The organism is Bradyrhizobium sp. UFLA05-112, assembly GCF_053572325.1.
The window spans coordinates 42,765-66,962 of sequence record NZ_JBANBK010000039.1 but is presented as its reverse complement, the minus strand read 5'-3'; the positions used below and the strand labels follow the sequence as shown (position 1 = coordinate 66,962).

The window sequence follows — 24,198 nt, the reverse complement described above, 5'->3', positions numbered from 1 at the left end:
CCTGCGCTTCAACAACCGTTATTCCGCAGGCGCATGCACTGCACCCGGCTCGGAGCGGCGGCGCAGCCGGTCGATCAGGAGATAGATCACCGGCGTCGTGTAGAGCGTCAGGATCTGCGACACGAACAGGCCACCGATGATGGTGATGCCGAGCGGCCGGCGCAATTCCGTGCCGGGCCCCGTCGCGATGACGAGCGGAATGCCGGCAAACAACGCAGCCATCGTCGTCATCAGGATCGGGCGGAAGCGCACCCGGCACGCCTCAAAAATCGCATCAGCCGACGATAGGCCGCGCTGGCGCTCGGCGTCGAGCGCGAAGTCGACCATCATGATGCCGTTCTTCTTGACGATGCCGATCAACAGGATGATGCCGACGAACGCGATCACCGTCAGCGGCGTGTTGGTGATCTGGAGAGCGAGCAGCGCCCCGAGCCCGGCCGAAGGCAAGGTCGAGATGATCGTGAGTGGATGAGCAAGGCTCTCATAGAGCACGCCGAGCACGATATACATCGCGACCAGCGCGCCAAGGATCAGCAGCGGCTGCCGGCCGCTGGTCCGGGCGAAATCGCCGGCGTTGCCGTCAAAGCTGCCGCGAATGCCTTCGGGCATGTGCAACTCCTCGACCGCACGCTGGATGTTCTGGGTCGCGACCTGCAGCGGCACGTCCGGCAAGGTGTTGAACGACACGGTCGTCGAGGGGAATCCCTGCGAGTGAAACACGGCGAGCGAGGCGAGCCCGCGCTGGGCGCGGATCACGGCTGACAACGGCACCTGCACGTCATTGGCGCCCGCAACATAGATGCGGTCGAGATTGGTCGGGTCGACCTGGAATTTCGGATCGGTCTCGAGCACGATCATGTACTGGTTGCGTTGGGTGTAGATGATCGAGATCTGCCGCTGCGCAAACGCGTTGTTCAGCGCATTGTCGATGTCCTGCACGCGGACACCCAGCCGCGAGGCGTTCTGGCGGTCGATGGACAGGGTGAGCTGCAATCCGCCGGGATCGCGATCGGCGGAAACGTCGGTTATGCCTTCGACCGTCTCCATTCGCTTGGCGACGATAGGCGCCCACTGCTGCAACAGGTCGAGATCGGTGCTCGACAGCGTATACTGGTAGTTCGAGTCGCTCTGCCGTCCGCCGGCGCGGACGTCTTGTGCCGCGAACATGAACAGGCGGATACCGGCGACACGAAAGAGATTGCGGCGCAAGCGATCGATGACGATCTCGGTCGAGACATAATTCCGCTCGGCCGGCGGCTTCAGGCTGATGAACATCGTGCCGCGGTTGGAGGTGGCCGGGCCCGGCCCGCCGCCGCCCAGCACCGAGCCGATGCCGGCAACGGCCGGATCGGCCATCACGATGTCGGCGAGCTGTTGCTGCAAGCCCAGCATCGACTGGAACGAGATGTCGGCGGAGGCCCGCGTCGCGCCGATGATGAATCCGGAATCGTCGGTCGGGAAATAGCCCTTCGGCACCTTGGCGTAGAGCGTCACCGTGAGGGCGATGGTGGCGAAGAAGACCATGAGCGTCGAAAGCGGGAATTCAAGCACGGCGCGCAAGGTCCGCGCGTAGAAATTGACGATGCGCGACAGCGATCCCTCGATCACCCTGTCGAACAGCGTGGCCGTCTCCGACGTGGTGTTCCGGATATATTGGGCGCAGATCATCGGCGTGACCGTGAGCGAGACCAGCGTCGAGACCACGATCGCAAAGGTCAGCGTCAGCGAGAATTCGCGCAGCAGGCGGCCGACGATGCCGTCCATGAAGATCAGCGGCGTGAATGCCGCGATCAGCGACAGGCTGATCGACAGCACGGTGAAGCCGATCTGCTTCGCCCCCTCCTGCGCTGCCTGGAACGGCCGCATGCCATGCTCGAGATTGCGGAACATGTTTTCGATCATCACGATGGCGTCGTCGACCACGAATCCGACGGAGATCGCGAGCGCCATCAGCGAGAGGTTGTCGATCGAGAAGCCCGCGAGCCACATGCCGGCGCAGGTGCCGGCGAGCGCAAGCGGCACTGAGATGCCGGCCGCGATCGTCGGGGTGATCCGCCGCAAAAACACGAACACCACGACCATGACCAGGATCGCGGTCGCCAGCAGCGTCCATTGCATGTCCTGCACGCTGGCGCGGATCGTGCCGGTGCGATCGACCAGGGTGGAGATATCCACGCCTGCCGGAATCCACTGCTTCAGCTCGGGGATCAGCGCCTTGACCCGGTCGACGGTATCGATGACGTTGGCATCGCCCTGCTTGGTGATCTGGATCAGCACCGCCGGCTGCTTGTTGAACCAGGCGATGGAACGCGCGTTGCGGACGGAGTCCTCGATGTCGGCGACGTCGGCGAGACGAACGAAATTGCCGTTCGAGCTCTTGATGACGATGTCGCGGAATTCCTTGGCGGTGCGCATCTGCCGGTTCAGCGCCAGCGTCTCGCTCTGGCGCTCGCCGTTGAAGATGCCGATCGGACCGAGCGGATTGGCATTGATGATGGCGGTCCGCACGTCGTCGGTGGCGATGCCGGCATTCGACAGCGCGACCGGATTGAGCTGGATGCGCACTGCCGGCTGATCGGCGCCGCTGATCGTCACGTTGCCGACGCCCGGCACCTGCGAGATCCTCTGCGCGAGCACGGTATCGGCGACGTCATAGATGGCGGCGGTCGAGATCGTCTTGGAGGTCAGAGCCAGCACGTAGACGGGGGCTGCGGCGGAATTCGCTTTGCGAAAGCGCGGCAGCGCCGGCAAATCGCTTGGCAGGTCAATCAGCGATGCGTTGATCGCCGCCTGCACGTCGCGCGCGGCGCGATCGATATCGCGGCCGATATTGAACTGAAGCTGGATGTTGGTTGTGCCGAGCGAGCTCGTCGAGGTGATCTGGTTGATGCCGGCAATCTCGCCCAGGCGCCGCTCCAGCGGTGCGGCGACGGTTGCCGCCATGACGGAAGGGTCTGCGCCAGGCCGGCTCGCCGACACGAAGATGGCGGGGAAGTCGACGTTGGGCACCGACGAGACCGGCAGGAACTCGTAGGCCACGACACCCAGGAGGAAGAGCCCGATCGAGAGCAGCGTCGTGGCGACGGGCCTGCGGATGAAGGGCTCCGAGATCGATGCCATCTCACATCCCCTCGGTTGCGCCCGCAACCGGCGGGCCTCCCGGCTCGGCCGGGGGCAGTGCGCGCTCGAGGCGGCGATTGATCCGGTCGAGCGCGAGATAGATCACCGGCGTGGTGTAGAGAGTCAGCAACTGGCTGAGCAGGAGGCCGCCGATGATGGAGATGCCGAGTGGAAAGCGCAGCTCCGAGCCGGTGCCGCTTTCGACCGCAAGCGGGAGCGCGCCGAACAGCGCCGCGAGCGTCGTCATCATGATCGGACGGAAGCGCAACAGGCAGGCCTGAACGATCGCCTCCGTCGGCGCCATCCCCTGCCCGCGCTCGGCTTCCAGCGCGAAGTCGATCATCATGATGGCGTTCTTCTTGACGATACCCATCAGAAGGATGATGCCGATCAGGCCGATGACGGACAGGTCCTGCCCGCACAGGACCAGCGCCAGGATTGCGCCAACGCCGGCTGACGGCAGCGTCGACAGGATCGTGATCGGATGGATGTAGCTCTCATAAAGCACGCCCAGCACGATGTAGATCGTGATGACGGCAGCGAGCAGCAGCCAGGGCTGCCCGGCAAGCGCCTTGGCGAATTCGGCGGCATCGCCTGCGTAAACGCCGACGATATTGCGGGGCATGCCGATGCGGGTCTCGATCGCCTTCACGGCCTCGACGGCGTCACCGAGGGCGGCGCCCGGCGCCAGGTTGAAGCTGAGCGAGATCGCTGGGAATTGCGCCTGGTGCGAGATCGCCAGCGGCGCCGTCGTCCGCGTGAGCGTCGCCACGGCAGACAGCGGCACTTGAGCGTTAGGCGCGCCCACGGTGGCGCTTGCGGCGCCCGGCAGATAGAGCTTCGACAGGATCGACGGATCACGCTGGTACATCGGCAGCGCCTCCAGCACCACGCGGTACTGGTTGGCCTGGCCGTAGATGGTGGATATCTGGCGCTGCGCGAAGGCATCGTTCAGGGTGTCGGTGACGGCTTGCAGGTTGACGCCTAGCTGGCCGGCGCGGGTCCGGTCGACGTCGAGCTGCGCGCGCAGCCCCCCTTCCTGCGCCTCCGACGACACATCGCGGAACAGCGGATCGCGTCGCATCTCGGCGACCAGCTTGCGCGACCATTCCGAGACGGATGCCGCGTCGGTGCCGGTGAGCGTGTATTGATATTGCGAGCGGCTCGACTGGGTCGAGATCTGCACGTCCTGGACCGGCTGGAAGTACACGGTCATGCCGGGGATCGCGGCAACCCTGTTCTTCAGCCTGTCGACGACCACGCTGACGTCGTCGCGCCGCTCGCCGCGCGGCTTGAGCGTCATGACGAGGCGTCCGACATTGGTGGTCGGGTTGACCGACCCCGCCCCGATCACCGAGACCACGCCGACCACGTCGGGATCGGCCTTGATGGCATCGGCGGCTTCCGCCTGCCGCTTCTGCATCTCGGCGAAGGAGACGTCGGCGCCGGCTTCCGTCACGGCCGTGATCGAGGCCGTATCCTGGAGCGGCAGAAAGCCCTTGGGCGCGACGACATACATCACGAGGGTCAGGATCAGCGTGCCGAAGGTCACGACCAGCGTCGTGCGCTGATGCTCGAGAACCCACAGCAAGGTCCTGTGGTAGAATTCGACGGTGCGATCGATGAAGCGGCTGACCGCGGCGAGCCCCGGCACAGCCAGCTCCTCGTGCGCGTGCTTGAGGAGGCGCGAGCACATCATCGGCGTCAGCGTCAGCGAGACCACCGCCGAAGTCACGACCGCGATCGTCAGCGTCAGCGCGAATTCGCGGAACATCCGGCCCACGAGGCCCGACATGAACAGTAGCGGGATGAAGACGGCAATCAGCGACACCGTCAGCGAGATCACGGTGAATCCGATCTCGCTCGCTCCCCTGAGCGAGGCCTGCATCGCGCTCTCGCCGTTCTCCATGTGCCGGACGATGTTCTCGATCATCACGATGGCATCGTCGACCACGAAGCCGGTGCCGATGGTCAGCGCCATCAGCGAGAGGTTGTCGAGGCTGAAGCCGGCGAAATACATGATGCCGAAGCTCGTGATCAGCGACAGCGGCAGCGCGACGCCGGCGATCACGGTTGCGCGCAGCGAGCGCAGGAACAGCAGCACGACCAGCGTCACCAGCACGACGGCAAGGATCAGCGTGAACTGCACGTCATGGACGGAGGCCCGGATGGTGACGGTCCGGTCCGAGACCACGGTCAGGTTCACGCCGGCCGGGATCGCGCGCTGGACTTTCGGGATCTCGGCCCGGATCTGGCTGACCACGTCGATCACGTTGGCGCCGGGCTGGCGCTGGATGTCGATGATCACCGCCGGCGAGCCCTGGTACCAGCCGCCGGTCCGATCATTCTCCAGACCGTCGACGATCTGAGCAATATCCCCGATGGTGACGGGCGAGCCATTGCGGTAGGCAACGATGACCGGCCGATAGGCATCGGCCGCGGCGATCTGGTCGTTGGCCGCAATCAGGTAGGATTGCTGCGCGCCGTCGAGCGACCCCTTCGGGCCCGAGACGTTGGCATTGGATATCGCGCTGCGAAGGTCCTCCATGGCGATGCCGTAGGCGGCCAGCCGCGCGAGGTCGGCCTGGATGCGCACCGCCGGTTTCAGTCCGCCAAGCACCGAGACGCGGCCGACGCCGGAAATCTGGCTCAGCCGCTGCGCCAGGAGCGTATCCGCGATGTCGCTCATCACCCGCAGCGAGATCGTGTCGGAGCGCAGCGCAAGTGTCATCACCGGCGCATCCGCCGGATTCACCTTGGCGTAGGTCGGGGGGTAAGGCAGCGTCTTGGGCAGCACGCCGGCGGCTGCGTTGATCGCAGCCTGCACGTCCTGCGTCGCACCGTCGATGTCGCGGTTGAGATCGAATTGCAGCGAGATCTGGCTGACGCCGAACGAGCTCGTCGAGTTCATCGCCGACAACGACGGTATCTGGCCAAGCTGCCGCTCCAGCGGCGCGGTAATGAGCGAGGCGATGACATCGGGGCTCGCGCCGGGCAGTTGCGTCGTTACCTGCACGGTCGGGAAGTCGACCTGCGGCAGCGCCGAGACCGGAAGCGAGAAGTAGCCGAGCGCGCCACCGATCAGCAGCGCGATGCCGAGCAGCGAGGTCGCGATCGGCCGGCGAATGAAGGGTTCGGAGACGCCCATGACGTGATCAGCCGGTCGAGGTCGGGGTCATGGCTGCTTCGCTCCACTGCCCGATGAATCTGCCCCCTGTGCCGGTCCAGTCTGGCCTTTCTGATCGCCCTCACCGCTCTGCCGCTTGGCGCGGCGCTCGCCATCCTTGCCTTGCAGGTCCTTGGCCCCATCCTTGGCCTGTCCATCCTTGGCTTGCCCATCCTTTGCCTGCCCGTCCTTGGCTTGACCGCCTTTCTGGGCATCCGGCGCGCGGCTGCGCTTGCGCGGCGCAAGATCCGCCGACGGCGTCTGGTCGTCGCGGCCGATGATCACCTTGGAGCCGTCAGAGAGATTGGCAAAGCCGGTGGTGACGACACGATCGGTCGGCGACAGACCGCTCGCGATCACGGCATCATGCTCATTCTGCTGCGTCACCGTCACGGGTTTGGCCGAGACGATATCACCCTCGCCGATCACATAGCTGAAGGTGCCGACCGGCCCGCGTTGCACGGCCGATGTCGGCACCACCAGTGCTTTCGGCAGTGTCTCGACCTTGAGGCGGACATTGACGAACTGGCCCGGCCAGAGCTGGTAGCTGGCATTGGGGAATTCCGCCTTGAGCTTGAGCGTGCCGGTCGTCGGGTCGACCTGGTTGTCGATGCCGGTCAGCTTGCCGGTGTCGATCACCGTCACACCGTCATTGCCGAACACGTCGACCGGCAATGCGCCTTTCGACGCGGCGGCGTTGACGCGCATGATCTGCTGCTGCGGCAGGCTGAACCACACCGCAATGGGCTGCAACTGCGTGATGACGACGAGACCCGTGGTGTCGGAGGCATGGATGATGTTGCCCTGATCGACCTGGCGAAGACCGGCGCGGCCCGAGAGCGGCGCCACGATCTTGGTGTAGCTCAGCGTTGCCGCCGCATTGTCGATCGCGGCCTGATCGGCCTTGATCAGTGCCTCGGTCTGCGCGACCGCCGCGCGCTGGGTGTCGGCCTGCTGCTTGGAGCCGGCGTTGGTGGCGGCGAGCTGCTCGTAGCGTGTGAGGTCGATGCGCTGGTTGGCGAGCTGAGCCTGGTCCTGCGCCTTCTTGGCCACGGCCTGATCATACTGCGCCTGGTAGATCGCGGGATCGATCTCGGCGAGCACGTCGCCTTTCTTGACGTCCTGGCCTTCGATGAAATTCACCGCGATCAGCTTGCCATCGACCTGCGAACGCACGGTGACGGTGTTGAGCGCGCGGATCGCGCCGACGCCGTCGAGATAAACAGGCACGTCCTGGATGCGCGGGGACGCCGCCAGCACGGGCACGGGGAGGTCTGGCCGCGCATTGCGGTCATTCGCAGGCTTCTGGTGCCACGCGGTCCAGCCGAAATAGCCGAGCCCGCCGATGATCGCGAGCGTGATCAGCGTGGAGACAAAGCGGCGGCCGCGCCGGGACGAGCCGCGCTTGGCTGCCTCGTCCTTCGCGCCTTCCTTCGTGTCCGGCTTAAAGAGCATTGACCGGTTTCTCCATTCTCGGCTCCCAACCGCCGCCCAATGCCTGGTACAGGCTGACGATCGCGAGCAGGCGGGCAAGCTGCGCCTGCGACAGCGTGTCCTCCGCCTGGAACAGCGTCAGCTGGGTGTTGAGCACCGTCACGATATCGGCCGTGCCGGCGCGCAACTGCTGCTCGGCGAGATCGAACGCGCGGCGTGACGCCACGACGACCTCGCGCTGCAACTGCAGCTTGATCGTGGTCTGCTTGATCGAATACAGCGCGTTGTCGACATCCGCGAAAGCCTGGACGATCGTCTTGCGGTAGGTCTGGAGCAACTCGTCCTGCCGTGCCTTGGCATACTCGAAATTGCCGAGAATCTTGCCGCCGTCGAAGATCGGCTGCGTCGCGCTGCCGACGAGCTGGAAGAAGGCCGCGTGCGGCTGGAACAGCGATACCAGCGCCGAGCTCTGATAGCCGCCATTGCCGGTGAGCTGGATGGTCGGAAAGAACTGCGCGCGGGCATTGCCGATATTGGCGGTGGCGGACGCCAGCTGCGCTTCCTGCCGGCGAATATCGGGCCGCTGCGTCAAGAGTTCGGACGGCAGTCCCGGTGTGACGCGCGGGATCCCGATCTGGTTCAGCGAGCCGCCCGCGACCCGCACGCTCTCCCGCGGGCGCGACACCAACACGGCCAGCGCGTTGATGTTCTGATCGAGCGTCTGCCGCAGCGGCGGCACCAGCGCCTTCTGGTTGGCGAGCACGCTCTCCTGCTGCGCGACGTCGAGGTCCGTGCCCGTGCCCGCCTTGCGCCGCTCCTTGATGGCATCGAGGATCCGCTGGGCACTGGCGATGTTGCTTTGCGCGGTGCGCAAGCGATCCTGCGAGGCCAGCACCTGGAAATACGCGTTGGCAACGCTGGTGAGCGTGGTCAGCGCCACGACGTCGCGATCGAAGCGATTGGCGTGGGCGGTCTCTTCGGCGGACTGCAATGCGTCCCGATTCTGGCCCCAGAAATCGAGCTGGTAGCTCGCGCTCAGCGAGGCCGAATAGTTGACGACCTCGCGGCCGCCGTTGGTGAGTCCGGAGGACGAGGAGCCTGACGTCCGCGAATAGGTCTCCGAGCCCGAGCCGGACAAGCTCGGCAGCAGGGCTGCACCGGCCTGCCGCGCCTGGGCGTCGGCCTCGAAGATGCGCGAGACGGCGGCGGCGATGTCCAGGTTGACGGTCTGTGCCTCCTCCATCAATTGCGTCAGCTCCGCCGAGCGGAAGCCGCGCCACCAGTCGAGCGGCGGCGGCGCATCGGGCTTGCCGGCGTATTTATACTGGCTGGGCACGTCGAGCGCCGGATCGGGTAAGTCCTGCGTCAGCACGCAGCCGGCGGAGCTCAGTGCCAGGCCAAGCGCCACCGCCCGGCCCACTGCGCCCAGCAGCCCAACCAGCAGCTCACGTGCGGGACAGTACGATCGCCGGACGACGACCATCGGAAATCTTCGGGTCACATCCACCCCCTGCCGGGCAGACGCAACTGCCACCGCGCGGCCGGATTAACCGATTCGCGGTGGTTCAGTTGGGGGATGGTCTCCGTTTCGTTCACAGCGTGATGCTTTCCTGCAACCGTGCCGCATATTAGCGGGGCGTGGCCGGGGCGGACAGTCCCGCAACTGCGAAGCCCGCCCCGCAAATGGACTTCACGAAGTCGCGAAACACGCAGGTTTTGCCTACTTCTATAGGGCTTTCTCGCATTTCGACGCGCTCCCCGGCGTCGACAAGCTTACCAACATTTCATGTGGTATTGCCGCCACAGCGGGATCGGGACGGCCACAGAAGGGCTGCCCTCCACTGAATCCTGCGCCGCAGCGCACCGAAGCTCTTCAGACATCGAGCGGCAGGGGGCATTGCCGACAACGCGACAGCTTGGCGGCCGCGGAAACGCGCGCTTATACTACCCGTCGCTGACTGCCTGCGGGGGCGCTCTCGGGTCCAGCGAGAACCGGGATGGGCGCGGCTACCTGAGCGGTCGGACAGTGCCAGTTCAGGTGATGCCGATGCAGAACGCGATTCCGGTCACCCCCGACAATGTCGAGACGGTCCTCGCAGACCTGCCCCGCCTGGTTCGCCTCGCGCTCGCCTTCGGCTCACGTCTGAGGCGCGGCACGCTCGACGTGATCCTGCCCGACGGCCGCGTCATCCGGCTCGGCGGCCTCGAGCCCGGCCCGAATGCCGTGATGCGGCTGCACAATTACGATTTTGCGCCGCGCCTCATCAATGCCGGCGATATCGGGATTGCCGAAGCCTATCTCGCGGGCGATTGGGATACGCCCGATCTCACGCAGTTCCTCTATATCTTCTGCGTCAACCACGACCTGATCCAGGCCATGCTCCGCGACAAGCCGCTGATGCGCCTCGTCCAGGTGGTCCGGCACTGGTTCAACCGCAACACCAGGCGCCAGGCGCGGCGCAATATCCATGCGCATTACGACATCGGCAACGCCTTTTATTCCGCCTGGCTCGATCCGAGCATGACCTATTCCTCGGCGCTGTTCGAAGAGAACACCACCGATCTCACGGCAGCCCAAACCAACAAGTATCGCAGGCTCGCCGAAGCCATCGATCTCAAGCCGGGACAGAAGCTGCTCGAGATCGGCTGCGGCTGGGGGGGATTTGCCGAGTACGCGGCCAAGACTTTTGGTGCGCACGTTGTCGGGCTGACAATCTCGACCGAGCAGCGCGACTTTGCGCAAAAGCGCATCCAGGACGCCGGTCTCTCCGACAAGGTCGAGATCCGCCTTCAGGACTACCGCGATGAGCGCGACCGGTATGACCGCATCGCCTCGATCGAGATGATCGAGGCCGTCGGCGAGCAGTTTTGGCCGAAATATTTCGCGCAGCTACGTGATCGCCTGTTGCCGGGCGGTCTTGCCGGCATCCAGGCCATCACCATCCAGGACGGGTTGTTTCAGACCTATCGGCGCGAGGTCGACTTCATCCAGCGCTACGTGTTTCCCGGCGGCATGCTGCCCTCGCCCGCCGTGCTCAAATCCCTTGGCGAGACGTTTGGTGTCCCCGTCATCCGAGAGCGCATCTTTGGGCAAGATTATGCCAAGACGCTTGCCACCTGGCGAAATAACTTCCGCAGCGCCTGGCCCAACCTCGTGCCGCTCGGCTTCGACGATCGGTTCCGGCGACTCTGGGAGTACTATCTCTCCTATTGCGAGGCCGGTTTCCTCTCCGGAAATATCGACGTCCGGCAGGTCGTCTTCGCAAAGCAGCATTAAGACTTTGCGCCCTCGCCTTGTGTGGCCGGAGACCCTACTTTAGGGTCTCGATCACCTCACAGAACCAGCCGGTAATTGCCTGACATGACCATCAAAAACGACGTTGTCGAAGCCATCGGCAACACTCCCCTCATCAAGCTCAAGCGTGCGTCCGAACAGACCGGCTGCACCATTCTCGGCAAGGCCGAATTCATGAATCCCGGCCAGTCGGTGAAAGACCGCGCCGGCAAATGGATGATCTTGGAGGCCGAGAAGCGCGGCGAACTGAGGCCGGGGGGCCTGGTGGTCGAGGCAACCGCCGGCAACACCGGCATCGGCCTTGCAGTCGTGGCAAGCGCGCGCGGCTATCGCACGCTGATCGTGATCCCGGAGACCCAGAGCCAGGAGAAAAAGGATTTCCTGAAGCTGTGCGGCGCCGAGCTCGTCGAGGTGCCGGCGCTGCCTTACGCCAATCCCAACAACTACCAGCATGTCGGGCGCCGACTCGCGGATGAGTTGCGCAAGAGCGAGCCGAACGGCGTGCTGTTCGCCGACCAGTGGAACAACCTCGACAATGCCAAGGCGCATTACGAATCCACCGGCCCCGAAATCTGGCAGCAGACCGGGGGCAAGGTTGACGGCTTCGCCTGCTCGGTCGGCAGCGGCGGTACGCTTGCCGGCGTCAGCCGCTATTTGAAGGAGAAAAACAAGGACGTCGCCATCGCCTGTGCCGATCCGCACGGCGCCGGGATGTACGAATATTTCCGGACCGGCGAGCCCACTGCGACGTCCGGCGGCTCGATCACTGAGGGTATCGGGCTCAACCGCGCGACCGCAATCGTCGAGACCGCGAAGGTCGACGATGCCTTCCTCATTCCCGACGAGGAAGCGGTCAACCTGATCTACGATTTGCTCCAGCATGAGGGCCTGTGCCTCGGCGGCTCGACGGGCGTCAACATCGCTGGCGCCATTCGCCTCGCGAAGAAGCTCGGGCCCGGCAAGACCATCGTCACCGTGCTCGCCGATTCCGGCAGCCGCTATCAGTCCAAGCTGTTCAATGCGGACTTCATGCGCGCCAAGAATCTGCCGGTGCCGGCCTGGCTGGAGAAGCGCAGCAACATCAAGCCGCCGTTTGTGTAAGGCGCGGCGCGCCTTCCGACCTCATCCTGAGGAGCGGCGCCTTGCGCCGCGTCTCGAAGGATGGCCGCGAGGACGAAGGGGCCTTCATGGTTCGAGACGCGCGCTTTGCTCGCTCCTCACCATGAGGATCGAGATCACCGCAATATCTGGCTCAGGAAAAGCTGTGAGCGCGCGTGCTGCGGATGGGCGAAGAATTCCTGCGGCGTGTTGGATTCGATGATCTGACCGGCGTCCATAAACACCACGCGGTTGGCGACCTCCTTCGCAAAGCCCATTTCATGCGTCACGACGAGCATGGTCATGCCTTCCTTGGCGAGGTCGACCATGGTGTCGAGGACCTCCTTGACCATTTCTGGGTCGAGCGCCGAGGTGGGTTCGTCGAACAGCATCACCTTCGGATTCATGGTGAGTGCGCGCGCGATCGCGACGCGCTGCTGCTGGCCGCCGGACATCTGGCCCGGAAACTTGTTGGCCTGGTGCGGGATCTTGACCCGCTCCAGGAATTTCATCGCGGTCGCCTCGGCGTCCTTCTTCGGGATGTTGCGGACCCAGATCGGCGCCAGCGTGCAATTGTCGAGCACCGTGAGGTGCGGGAATAGATTGAAGCTCTGGAATACCATGCCAACCTCGCGGCGCACCGCGTCGATGTGTTTCAGGTTCGGCCCGAGCTCGATACCGTCGACGACGATCTCGCCCTCCTGAAACTCCTCCAGCGCGTTGATGCAGCGGATCAGCGTCGACTTGCCCGAGCCCGAGGGACCGCAGATCACGATGCGCTCGCCCTTCTCGACCTCGAGATCGATGTCCCGCAGCACGTGAAAGTCGCCATACCATTTGTTGAGGCCGGAAATCTTGACGATCGGGCTGGCGGACATGGTGACCCCGTTCAGTTGCGGCGATGGGCGTTGAGTCGGTTCTCGACGAAGAGTGAGTAACGCGACATTCCAAAGCAGAAGAGGAAATAGAGGACTCCGGCAAAGGCAAAGCCGGTGAACGCCGTCGACGGCGTCGACCAGACCGGGTCGGAGAAGGATGCCCTGAGCGAGCCGAGCAGATCGAACAGCGCCACGATCGAGACCAGAGAAGTGTCCTTGAACAGCGAGATGAAGCTGTTGACGAGGCTCGGGATGACGTGGCGCAGCGCCTGCGGCAGCACGATCAGCGAGGTGGTCTTCCACCAGGACAGGCCCAGTGCTGAAGCCGCCTCTCCCTGCCCACGCGGAACCGCAGCGAGCCCACCGCGAATGTTTTCGGCCTGGTAGGCGCCGGTAAACAACGCAATGCCGATCAATGCGCGCACCAGGCCGTCGACCGTGAAGTTGCCCGGCAGGAACAGGGGCAGCATGTAGGTCGCGAAGAACAGCACGGTGATCAGCGGCACGCCGCGCCAGAACTCGATATAGGCGATCGAGAAGATCCGGATCAGCGGGATCGTCGAGCGGCGCCCGAGCGCCAGCGCGACGCCGATCGGCATGGAGGTGACGATGCCGGTCACGGCAACCACCAGCGTCACCAGGAGCCCACCCCACAGGCGTGTATCGACGATCGGCAGGCCGCCGTGATCGAGCCCCATCAGCTTGATCACGAGCGCGGTGCCGATGAACGTCGCTATGCTCGATGCAAGCGCGCGCCAGCCGGTGCGCATTCCCCCGCCCAGGAAGAACAGGATCAACGAGACGACGATAGTTGTGATCGCGAAATCGATCCAGACCGACTGGCTACTTGCCTGGATCTGATCGCGCAGCCAGGTCAGCGGAAAGATCAGCCACTGGATCGCGGTGCCGACCAGCACGATGAAGTTTCCGACGACCCACAAAAGCGGACCGATGGCCGAACTCTTGCCGAGGCTGACCAGTACCTGCCCCGCGCCGATGACGCTGTCGTCGAACAGTTGCAGCAGGCCGGCGGTCCAGCTCAGGCCGAAACCGGTGATGCCGCCGCCGTGCATCAGGAAGAATGCGACCACCGGGAAGGCGAAGAAGAACAGGCCGGCATTGAGTCCCTTCGCCGGCAGGCGCGGAATCAGCAGCGGCAACAAAAGGACTGCCGCCAGGATGAAGGTCAGATTGACCCGCCAGCGTTCCGCCTCGGGATAGAAGCCATAGATGAGCTGCGGAAGCTTCGCCTGTATATAGGGCCAGCAGGCACCGACCACATACCCCGCATTTTCGGGCAGGCACGCCGTACGGTCCTTTCCGGTCCAGACGGCGTCGACCACCAGGAATCTGAGCGCGGGAATGACGGTGTACCAGAGCAGCAGCGCGCCGAGGATCGTCAAGAGAATGTTGGTCGGCGAGTTCAACAGGCGCGTGCGCACAAGGCCGACGAAGCCGGTGGTCTTCACCGGCGCAGGCCGCTCCGCAACGAGGTCCTGGCGAACGAAGGATGACGCGGTGATATCCGTCATGCTCCCAGGCTCCGGTTGATGCGCCAGCCATAGACGCTCATGACGGCGCTGGTGAAGAGCGAGATCAGGAGGTAGACGGCCATGGTCATGGCGATGATCTCGATCGCCTGCCCGGTCTGGCTGAGCGATGTGCCGGCGAACACTGAGACCAGATCAGGATAGCCGATCCCGACGGCAAGCGAGGAGTTCTTGGTGAGGTTGAGATACTGGTTGGTCAGTGGCGGGACGATCACGCGCATGGCCTGCGGCACCACGATCAGCCGTAGCGTGGTGCCGCGGCTCAAGCCCAGCGAGGATCCCGCCTCCATCTGTCCCTTGTGCACGGACAGGATACCGGCGCGCACGATCTCGGCGATGAAGGCCGCCGTGTAAGTCGACAGCGCCACCGACAGCGCCACGAATTCCGGAATGATCCGCGCGCCGCCGGCGAAATTGAAGCCCTTGAGCTGCGGCAGCTCGAAGGTGAAGGGCAGACCGAATATCAGCATCGTGACGAGCGGAAGCCCGAACAGAAGGCCCAGCACGTAGGGCCAGATCCGGATCATGCGGCCGCGCTGGTAGAGCTCGCGCCGCGCGTAGACGCGCAGCGCCAACGAAGCGACGATGCCGAGCGCCAGCACCACCAGGAACGCCTCGAATCCACTTTCGCCGACCGGGCGTGGAATGACCAGTCCCCGGTTGCTGATGAAGGCAATGCCCAGCAGCGAGATGCTCTGCCGTGGATTGGGCAAGGCCGCGAGCACCGCGAGGTACCAGAACAGCAGCTGGAACAGGAGCGGCAGGTTGCGGATGATCTCCACATAGATCTCGCCGACGCGTGACAGCAGCCAATTGGGGGAGAGCCGGCACAGCGCGACGATGAAGCCGATGATGGTGGCAAAGAAGATGCCGACGACCGAGACCACCAGCGTGTTCAGAAGCCCGACCACGAACACGCGCAAGAACGTGTCCGAGCCGGTGTAGGGGATCAGGGTCTGATTGACGTCGAAGCCCGCATTGTTCCTCAGGAATCCGAAACCGGCAGCAATGTGCTGGTTTTCCAGATTGGCGCGGGCATTGGAGATGATCTCATAGGCCATCCAGCCCAGGATCGCGGCGAAGGCGAGCTGGACGGCGACGCCGTTCCAGCCAGCCTTACCACCGAGAGCGCGCCTCAGCTTCAGCGCGATCTGCGGCGGTGGTTTTCGGGCCTCGGTGCTCATCGCCGCAAGCCGTGGGCTTGGCAATCAGCGGATCGGCGGAGCGTACTGGAGACCGCCCTTGTTCCAAAGGCTGTTGAGGCCGCGGGCAATACCCAGCGGTGAGCCGGTGCCGACGTTGCGGTCGAACACCTCGCCGTAATTGCCGACCTGTTTCACGATCCGGACCACCCAGTCCTTGGTCAGGCCGAGCTGTTCGCCGAAATTGCCGTCGGTGCCGAGGACGCGCTTCAGTTCGGGATTGTCCGACTTCGCCTTCTCGTCCACGTTCTTGGAGGTGATGCCAAGCTCTTCGGCCGTGACCATCGCGAACAGGGTCCATTTGACGATGTCGAACCACTGGTCATCACCGTGGCGCACCATCGGACCGAGCGGCTCCTTGGAGATGATTTCCGGGAGCACCATGTGGTCGTTGGGATTGGCAAGCTTCAGGCGGTTGGCGTAGAGGCCAGACTGGTCGGTGGTGAAGACGTCGCAGCGGCCGGATTCATAGGCCTTGACCGTCTCGTCGTTGGTGGCGAACGCGATCACCTCGTACTTCATGTTGTTGGCCTTGAAGTAGTCGGCGAGATTTTGCTCGGTGGTCGTACCGGTCTGGACGCAGACCGAGGCGCTGTTGAGTTCCAGCGCCGAATTCACCTTGAGCGACTTCTTCACCATGAAGCCCTGGCCGTCATAGTAGTTCACGCCGGCGAAATTGGCGCCGAGCGAGGTATCGCGCGAGATCGTCCAGGTGGTGTTGCGCGAGAGCAGATCGATCTCGCCGGATTGCAGCGCGGTGAAACGGTCCTTGGCGGACGTCGGCACGTATTTGACTTTCGTCGGATCGTTGAAGACGGCCGCCGCGACCGCGCGGCAGAGGTCGACGTCGAGCCCGGTCCAGTTGCCCTTGTCGTCCGGCGACGAGAAGCCCGGCAGGCCCTGGCTGACGCCGCAGGACAGCATGCCCCTGTCCTTGATGGTCTTGAGCGTTTGCGCTTGGGCGGCCGGGGCGGACAGGCCGGCGGCGAGAGCAAGGGTGAGAACCAGAGTTACGCGTTTCATGGGCTGAAGCCTTTCAAGGGCATCGTGTTGGGGGCGACGTGCGGTCGTCTCTAATCTAATGGCGTATGGGAACGTTCGTTGAACATCCTTCGCTGAACGTCTTTCGCTGAACATCGTGCAAGCTGTGGGCCAACCCCGTTGATCCCCTGCCGGAAACCGTTGGACGCCAGGCTGTCAGGCATGGTCCCTCGGGCGGTGGATCGAAGGTCGCGGCAAGCCCCTCAACATGCGGCGACAGAATAGCACCTGCGCATCACAGAACGACTGGCGAGCCGGGTCAAGGGGTTGACGGGACTCTTCTGTGATCTGTTATTACCAGTTGCGGTCGATCCGCCGTCCCGCGCGGGGACTTTCCGCGCCGACAATCCCAGTTTTGAAAGCACACGCATGGATTCTTCTGCGGGCGCGAAGCCCTTCTCGCAACATCCCGACACCCGGCTGGTGACCTCCGGCCGCGACACCAAGGCGCAGAAGGGTTTTGTCAATCCGCCGGTCGTGCACGGTTCGACCGTGCTCTACCCGACGGCCGAGGACCTGCACGCCCATCGCGGCGAGTTCCAGTATGGCCGCCACGGCACTCCCACCACCAAGGCGCTCCAGGAGACGCTGATGGCGCTGGAGGGACCGAACTGCGCCGGCGTCGGCATCGCGCCGTCGGGCCTGGCTGCGATCACCACCACCCTGCTCGCGGTGCTGAAGGCGGGCGATCACCTGCTCGTCTGCGACAACGTCTATCGGCCCACGCGCAATTTCTGCAACGGCCTGCTCGCGCGCTACGCCATCGAGACCACCTATTTCGATCCGCTGATCGGTGCAGGCATCGAAGCCCTGTTCAAGCCCAATACGCGCGCGGTGCTGGTGGAAGCGCCGGGCTCGCAGTCCTTCGAGATGCCGGACATTCGCGCGGTCGCCGAGGTCGCGCACGCCCGCGACGCGCTCGTCATCGACGACAACACCTGGGCGACGCCGCTCTATCATCGCTCGCTCGACCAGGGCGTCGACATCAGCATGCAGGCCGCGACCAAATATATCGGCGGCCATTCCGACATCATGTTCGGCACCATCTCCGCAAATGCCAAGGCGTGGCCGCTCGTGACCGAGGCCATCCGCCTGCTCGGTGTCTGCGCGGGGCCCGACGACGTTTTCCTCGCGCTGCGCGGCATGCGCACGCTGTCGGTGCGGCTGGCACAGCACTATCGCTCGGGGCTCGACGTGGCGCGCTGGCTCGCCACGCGGCCGGAGGTTGCGCGCGTGCTCCATCCCGCGCTCGAGACAGATCCGGGCCACGCGATCTGGAAGCGCGACTTCACCGGCGCCTCCGGCCTGTTCAGCGTCATCTTGAAGCCCGCGCCGCAGAAGGCAGTCGATGCCATGCTCGATAGCCTCAAGCTGTTCGGAATGGGCTATTCCTGGGGCGGCTTCGAGAGCCTCGCCATCCCCTTCGACTGCGACAGTTATCGCACGGCAACGAAGTGGGCCCCGGGCGGTCCGACGCTGCGTCTGCATATCGGGCTCGAGAGCGTCGAGGACCTCAAGGCTGATCTCGATCGCGGCTTTGCTGCCTTCAACGCGGCAATTTGAGCTTCGAAATTGGGCATCCCGCCTAACAAACGCACCGCAACAAAGGGGTGATGCGGGCGCGTTGCAGTTGGCAACCTTCTACCAGCGGACTATGGACTCGCTGTGCATCGCCTTCGATGTGCTCATGTCGGGCGATGCCAACGAGGCGCGCAAACTGCTGGTGGAAATGTCCAGGCCGCGTAACACCTAACTCGCCGACGCCGAGCGGCATCTCGATCGCCTGCACGACTTGCGCTGCATTCACTCGCATATCTGCTCGGTGGCCCATCCCGTGCTCGATGTAGCCGGCGAGCCCTACCCAGGAACTAGGCCGAGGCGGCCGCCCTGTTCGTCTCTGGCGCGGCGTCCGCTCTGCCGCGCTAGCAAGATATCCGAGATAGCTAACGCGCTCAGGCGGGTCCGACCTGGAAGGAACTAGATGGTGCGCTCACGCGAAGCTTCCAGTCGCAACCATTTGCTCACACGCGTCACGCTTCGACGAATCTTATGGGCAGATGGAAAAACGATGTAATATCCGAGTGCGTCGGAAAAATCGGCGTCGAACAGCTTGACGAGCTGGCCGCGCGCAAGAGCCGCGGAAGCGAGCGATGCACGCGCCATCGCGATACCTTGCTCGTTGATGGCGGCTTCGACGATGACCCCGCTGTCATCGTATTGGACGGCGTCGGTCAGATCGAGTTGATGGCCGACTTGGCGGGCATAGCGGGCCCAGTACCGATAGACGGGATCCTCGATGATGGGATAGTTGGCAATCTCCGGCAGACTCTTCGGCACCCGCTGCTTCTGAAGGAGCCGTGGACTGCAGACCGCCACCATGCGGTCCTTCGTCAGAAGATCGGCATGAAGGCCGGGCCATTCACCATCGCCGTGACGGATGGCCATATCCACGTTCTCGACTTCGAAATCCACGTAGTGCCGCGTGACATTCAGGGCCAACTGGATGTCTTTCACGTCCTGGTGGAATTTATAGAGACGCTTGACGAGCCATAGATGCGTGAACGACGGCGACACGCTAAGGCAGATTTGCTCGATCTTCTTGCTTCGCTGCGTTGTCTTCGCTTTGGACGTCGCCGTATCAATACGCTCAAGCGCCTTGCTGACAGTTTCAAAATATTTCTTGCCGATGTCGGTCAATACGACCGTCGCAGTGCCGCGCTTGAAAAGAGCGGCTCCGATGAAACTTTCCAGGTTTCTGATCTGCTGGCTCACCGCGCTCTGGGTGATGTGCAGTTCTTCGGCCGCCGACGTGAAGCTCCTCCTGCGGGCCGCAGCTTCGAAATAGCGCAAGGCATTGAGGGGTGGAAGGTTCGCGAAGGTCATGCGCTGGCTTTTCTAATGTGTATTAGAAATTGTCAATTGCCTCGGCGCAACTAATTCACAAAAGTGTCACGCAAGATCAGTGCGGACCAATCAGCGGCTCCCGAAGATTTTGAAGACCAAGGCGATGGGGCATCGGATGGGCTACGCGCAATCTTTCGACGATGGCCGCTACGCCGTCGACGGAATTCATACGGCCGCTTTCAGGCCGAGCCGTAAGGCTCGCTTCAGCCCGAACGGAGAACTGGCGATTTCCGGGCAGCGTCATTGGAAGAATGATCCTTCGCCGCGATCAGCCTTGAGAGAAGTATCTCCCGGTTCGAGCTGCGCGGCGCACGCGTGGTCAAGCGAACATCTCCGCGGCCGGCCGGTATCGCGCATGAAACGATCCGGCGGCCGTCCGGACAGGTGAGCCGCCCCTCGCCGCGCGATTTCCACGAACAGACTTTCATCGATTGTGTCCGCAAACCGCTGAGGTGCACTGGCAATGATGCGCGATATCTACGATTGCATTGGGATCGGCTTTGGTCCCGCAAACATCGCTCTGGCGGTGATGATGAAGGAGGCGCATTTCCGAGGGAATGTTCTTTTTCTCGAGCGATCTCTTGAGCCCAATTGGCAGCCGGGAATGCTTCTCGAGGGAAGCGACATCCAGCACAATCCGCTTCGGGATTTCGCCACTCCCAGAAATCCACGCAGCCGATACGGTTTCCTGAGCTATCTGGAGTCCGTCGGACGCTTGTTCGATTTCCTCAATCTCGATCAGCCGTTCCCGCCGCGCACGGAGTACGCGGGCTATGTCCGCTGGGTCGCAGAGCAATTTGCCGAGGTCGTCTCCTACGGCGAGGAAATTGTATCGATCCAGGTGGATCGGTCGCTTGGTGCCGATCTCTATCAAATCCGATCGGCCGACGGCAGAACGCGCCTGGCTCGAACGATCGCATTTGCGCCCGGTCGATCGCCCTTGGTGCCGCCCGTCTTCGCCGAGGTGAACGATAAGCGTATCTTTCATGCCTCCCAGTACCTCTTTGGTCTCAATGCTATCGGACTCGAGGCGGCCCCAAGGAGCCTTGCGATCGTTGGCGCCAGCCAAAGCGCTATCGAGATCGCCCTCGACCTGCTTGGTCGCTACCCGGACGTTCAGCTTCACCTGATCTGGCGCGGACAGGGCGTCAAGCTGAAGGATACAAGCCCCTTCACCGAGCACATCTACTTCCCGGACTTTGTCGATTATTTCCATGCGGCGCCCGAGGGCGTGCAACGGTCGCTAAGCGTCGATCTATGGCGCAGCACCGGCCGCCTTCATCGTGGAGACCGTTCAGGGAGAGGGCGGTCTTTCGCATTGCCGGCCGGAATGGCTGCGGAAGATCAGCGAGCTCGCCAAGGAGGTCGGAGCCCTCCTGATCGTGGACGATATTCAGGCCGGATGCGGGCGCACCGGAACATTCTTCAGCTTCGAGGAGTCCGGCGTCGTGCCGGACATCGTAACCCTGTCCAAATCGCTCAGTGGATTTGGGACGCCGCTCGCGGTCGTCCTTCGCAAACCCGAACTCGATAAATGGGCACCGGGCGAACACAATGGCACGTTCCGCGGTAACAATCTCGGCTTTGTCGGCGCGACGGCGGCGATCCACGCCTATTGGACCGACGACAGCTTCGCGACCGGGATCGCCCGCAAGACCGCCTTCCTCTCGAAGCAGACTCGAAAAAATCGTCCCCCTCTTTCCACCAGGCGTGGCTTCGATCAGGGGGCGCGGGCTCTTCACTGGTCTCGCCTTCACGGACGCAGCCATCGCCCAGAACCTCTCGCGGGGACTCTATCGTCGTGGCGTCATCGCGGAGACCTGCGGGCCCAACGATGAGGTCCTGAAATTCCTGCCGCCGCTGACGATCGAGCTCGAATCGCTCGCATCAGCCCTCGACGCGCTGGAAGCGATCGGCGCAGTCCCGGCCGTCGCCGCGTGAGCTGCTGGCCCCGACGCGTAACTAAAAGAGTCCTCCCATGAACAGCCACCTTCATGCTTCTCCCCCCGATATGACCATGTGCGTCCAGCAAGCGCTGGACTCATGCATGGCCAATCGATCGGTGAGAAACCGCGGCTTTGCGCCTACTTTTCGTCGGCTGACGAGTGGAACGGGCTCCCTCGCCTTGTTCTACGTTAGCGCAGAGCCGTCGGTCGTCATCAAGATCGGCGCAAGCGATGTAATGCGCGAGGAGACGGACTTCTTCGAAGCCGCCCGGAAATTCACGAGCAGTGCACCGCATATCGATTTTCCCGCGGTGTATTGCCGATCCGTCGAACGATCTGTCGGGTGGTTCGCCATGGAAGCTGGCAAAGACGTGACGATCGAACATGATCTCTACGATGGTGTGGGCGAACTGGTCGAAGGATGGGAACGTACCCTCAATCGCTTTGCAAACTGCATGGCCCCGATCTATTCGGAGACACTGACGCCGGAGGCCTGGCGGCTCGATCAGTATCACCTCACGGGACGGACCACCGCACTCCTGACCGACAACGAGGCCATGCGCATCAATGCCGGGCGGATTGTGGGCCTTCCCCCTCTTTCGGACATCGTCGCGAGCCGCGTGATCATCAACGGACGTACCTTCGCTGCGCCGCTCACGATGCTGGATACGGCCGTGAGCCGCATGACAGACGATGCGGCTCCGTCCTCCTTCATTCACGGCGATTTACAATTGCGGAATATTATCCCCTCGCAGCAACACGAGGGCTTCCTACTCATAGATCCGAGGGCGAGCTGGGAAGGAAAGGCACCGCACGTGGCTTTCCATGGATCGCCGCTTTACGATGCCGCCAACGTGCTGCACAGCATAGCTGGCCTTTCGCCGATCCTCATCAAGAAGGAAAGCAAAAGCGCGGCCCCCGTTTACGCGCTGTCACTCTCCGGCTCCCAGCTTGTCATGGACCTGGACGACCGCTACTTCGCCTCGACGGAGGCCGGGATCGAGGCGGCGGAAGAAAGTGTTGCACAGATGCTGCCGGCTGCTGCGCTGCGCGGAAACTGGCGTGTCAGGTTCTACCTTTATGCCGCGAACTCGTGTTTCGGATGGCTGAGATCTCAGACCGTCGTGCCGGACCTGCCGACCTGGGCCTCCATCTATGCGACGGGTATTCGAATGCTCGGAAGGGCCGCTCAATGAGGGTAGAGCCGTTCGGGTTAGCCTTCATCGTCTTCCGGTTCTCGCGCAACAGCTACTTTCACGTGGCCTTTAGCGTCTTGTACTTCCAGAGCCTGGGCTTCTCACTCGCAACGGCTCTCTCATTGGAGAGCTTCTACTATATCGCCAAAGCTGGTTTCGAAGTGCCGTGCGGTGTCTTTGCAGACAGTATCGGCCGGAAGCTCACGCTGGTCCTTGGCTCGCTGGTGGCCGCATCCTGCTATCTTGGTCTCGGACTTTGCGATCAGTACTGGCAGATGATGCTCTTCGAGGCTGGCCTAGGCCTCTCGATGTCGATGGCGTCCGGCACCGACTCCGCTCTTGTGTACGACGAGTATAAGGCCCTTGCAAAGACCGAAGAATATGAGCGGGTCGAGTCCATCGGATGGGGCATGCGGAACATCGCGCGCGGTGTTGCTTCGGCCTTCGGGTCGGTCTTCGCAACCTGGTACACGATGGGCAGCACATTCATTCTCACGTCCATCGCAATCTTCATTTCCGCGCCCGTAGCAGCCCTGTTCCTCAAGGAAGGTGGCCGCAGAAACACGGCGCTTAAGACCGTTGTCGTGTCCGCGGTCGCGCTGGTCCGACGCAACGCCGAATATCGGCGGGTCCTGCTGCAATTCGCGATTATCACGATCGGCGTAAAGGCCGGTTTCTGGGCGTTTCAGCCCTTCTCGGATTTGCACCATCTGCCGTTGGAATGGATCGGCACATGCTTCACGGCACTCCTGTTCATTTCGCTCGTCGCCTCGTTCTTCGTCGAGCGCATCTGTCGCGTCTTCGGCCTGCTGCATACGCAAACCGCGCTGATCGTGGCCGCCTTCGCCATCATGAGCCTCTCCTTTGCATCCGAAGGCAAGGTTGGCATCGTCATTGTCTCCATAGGGCTTGCGCTCCACGCGGTCGCCCAAGGCATCTCCGATCCGATCATGCGCATACTGATCAACCGGTATGCTGAATCATCAGACAGCCGCGCTACGGCGATGTCTGTCGCATCCATGGCGGGAGACGGATCATTTTCGCTCGTTGCGCCTCTCTTTGGATATCTGATCGACAAGCAGGGCGGCGCGGCGGCCAGCTTTGCGATTGTGGTCGTGACGCTGTGCTCGCTCTATACTGACGTGATCAAGCGCCGGAAAGCCAGGCACCAGAAGGCGCTCAACCCATAAAAGTGCCACGGCGGAAATCGCTGCTCGCTGAAATGAGTCTATCCATGCGCCCGAGAGCAGCGGCATCTCGATCGCCTGCGCGAGGGCGGGCCCTACCGCAGAAACGAGGCGGAGGCGGCCGCCCTGCCCGGCTCTGCGTCAACTCCAATTTGTTCGATACGCCTTATCTACCGGATGC

General features: G+C 63.2%; 15 protein-coding genes and 2 pseudogenes. 8 read left to right on the top strand and 9 right to left on the bottom strand.

Annotation, left to right across the window (positions count from 1 at the left end):
* Positions 1-18: 18 nt before the first annotated feature.
* The 4 genes from SO180_RS22595 to SO180_RS22580 are packed head-to-tail and all read right to left on the bottom strand — an operon-like array spanning position 19 to position 9,203.
* On the bottom strand, positions 19-3,120 hold the full coding sequence (locus SO180_RS22595) for an efflux RND transporter permease subunit (RefSeq protein ID WP_449381036.1): 3,102 nt from the start codon (positions 3,118-3,120) through the stop codon (positions 19-21).
* 1 nt (position 3,121) lies between these two features.
* Complete coding sequence (locus SO180_RS22590) at positions 3,122-6,268, bottom strand: efflux RND transporter permease subunit (RefSeq protein ID WP_449381035.1); 3,147 nt, start codon at positions 6,266-6,268, stop codon at positions 3,122-3,124.
* 27 nt (positions 6,269-6,295) lie between these two features.
* The gene (locus SO180_RS22585; protein WP_449381034.1) at positions 6,296-7,741 is read right to left on the bottom strand and encodes an efflux RND transporter periplasmic adaptor subunit; all 1,446 of its coding nucleotides are present in this window, start codon (positions 7,739-7,741) and stop codon (positions 6,296-6,298) included.
* Positions 7,731-9,203 (bottom strand): efflux transporter outer membrane subunit, encoded by a 1,473-nt coding sequence (locus tag SO180_RS22580; RefSeq protein WP_449381049.1) that lies wholly within the window; start codon positions 9,201-9,203, stop codon positions 7,731-7,733. Before SO180_RS22580 ends, SO180_RS22585 begins: the two co-directional genes overlap by 11 nt.
* Positions 9,204-9,767: 564 nt before the next feature.
* Between SO180_RS22580 and SO180_RS22575 the strand changes: the two genes are divergently transcribed.
* Positions 9,768-10,997, top strand: coding sequence for a class I SAM-dependent methyltransferase (locus tag SO180_RS22575; protein ID WP_449381033.1), 1,230 nt, complete (start codon positions 9,768-9,770; stop codon positions 10,995-10,997).
* 84 nt (positions 10,998-11,081) lie between these two features.
* A complete protein-coding gene (locus SO180_RS22570; protein WP_449381032.1) occupies positions 11,082-12,116 on the top strand; it encodes a cysteine synthase A in 1,035 nt (344 codons plus the stop codon).
* 134 nt (positions 12,117-12,250) lie between these two features.
* Here the strand turns inward: SO180_RS22570 and SO180_RS22565 are convergent, their stop codons facing one another.
* Genes SO180_RS22565 through SO180_RS22550 form a run of 4 tightly spaced genes read right to left on the bottom strand, consistent with a single transcriptional unit; the run spans position 12,251 to position 16,766 of the window.
* Positions 12,251-12,991: an amino acid ABC transporter ATP-binding protein gene (locus SO180_RS22565; RefSeq protein ID WP_449381031.1), complete on the bottom strand. Its 741-nt coding sequence runs from the start codon at positions 12,989-12,991 to the stop codon at positions 12,251-12,253.
* A gap of 11 nt (positions 12,992-13,002) precedes the next feature.
* Positions 13,003-14,523, bottom strand: coding sequence for an amino acid ABC transporter permease (locus SO180_RS22560; RefSeq protein WP_449381030.1), 1,521 nt, complete (start codon positions 14,521-14,523; stop codon positions 13,003-13,005).
* Positions 14,520-15,725 carry an amino acid ABC transporter permease gene (locus SO180_RS22555; RefSeq protein WP_449381029.1) on the bottom strand — a complete coding sequence of 402 codons (1,206 nt, stop codon included), beginning with the start codon at positions 15,723-15,725 and terminating at the stop codon, positions 14,520-14,522. The genes SO180_RS22560 and SO180_RS22555 overlap by 4 nt, the downstream gene beginning before the upstream one ends.
* Positions 15,726-15,749: 24 nt before the next feature.
* Positions 15,750-16,766: an amino acid ABC transporter substrate-binding protein gene (locus SO180_RS22550; protein WP_449381028.1), complete on the bottom strand. Its 1,017-nt coding sequence runs from the start codon at positions 16,764-16,766 to the stop codon at positions 15,750-15,752.
* A 387-nt stretch (positions 16,767-17,153) separates the two neighbouring features.
* Here SO180_RS22550 and metC point away from each other — a divergent pair, with 387 nt between their 5' ends.
* Entirely contained in the window at positions 17,154-18,347 is a 1,194-nt protein-coding gene (metC, locus tag SO180_RS22545; protein WP_449381027.1) for a cystathionine beta-lyase, read from the top strand.
* Positions 18,348-18,761: 414 nt separating this feature from the next.
* On the opposite strand, the gene SO180_RS22540 is transcribed toward metC, so the two are convergent.
* Positions 18,762-19,667, bottom strand: coding sequence for a LysR substrate-binding domain-containing protein (locus SO180_RS22540; RefSeq protein WP_449381026.1), 906 nt, complete (start codon positions 19,665-19,667; stop codon positions 18,762-18,764).
* A gap of 484 nt (positions 19,668-20,151) precedes the next feature.
* Between SO180_RS22540 and SO180_RS22535 the strand changes: the two are divergent.
* The 5 genes and pseudogenes from SO180_RS22535 to SO180_RS22515 form a co-directional block, all read left to right on the top strand.
* Positions 20,152-20,922, top strand: a pseudogene (locus SO180_RS22535) (SidA/IucD/PvdA family monooxygenase); the annotation flags it as partial.
* Between the two features lie 49 nt (positions 20,923-20,971).
* A pseudogene (locus SO180_RS22530) lies at positions 20,972-21,304 on the top strand (aminotransferase class III-fold pyridoxal phosphate-dependent enzyme); the annotation flags it as partial.
* Between the two features lie 94 nt (positions 21,305-21,398).
* Entirely contained in the window at positions 21,399-21,629 is a 231-nt protein-coding gene (locus SO180_RS22525; RefSeq protein WP_449381025.1) for an aminotransferase class III-fold pyridoxal phosphate-dependent enzyme, read from the top strand.
* Between the two features lie 37 nt (positions 21,630-21,666).
* Positions 21,667-22,830 (top strand): hypothetical protein, encoded by a 1,164-nt coding sequence (locus SO180_RS22520; protein ID WP_449381024.1) that lies wholly within the window; start codon positions 21,667-21,669, stop codon positions 22,828-22,830.
* Positions 22,827-24,020 carry an MFS transporter gene (locus tag SO180_RS22515; protein ID WP_449381023.1) on the top strand — a complete coding sequence of 398 codons (1,194 nt, stop codon included), beginning with the start codon at positions 22,827-22,829 and terminating at the stop codon, positions 24,018-24,020. Before SO180_RS22520 ends, SO180_RS22515 begins: the two co-directional genes overlap by 4 nt.
* Positions 24,021-24,198: the final 178 nt, after the last annotated feature.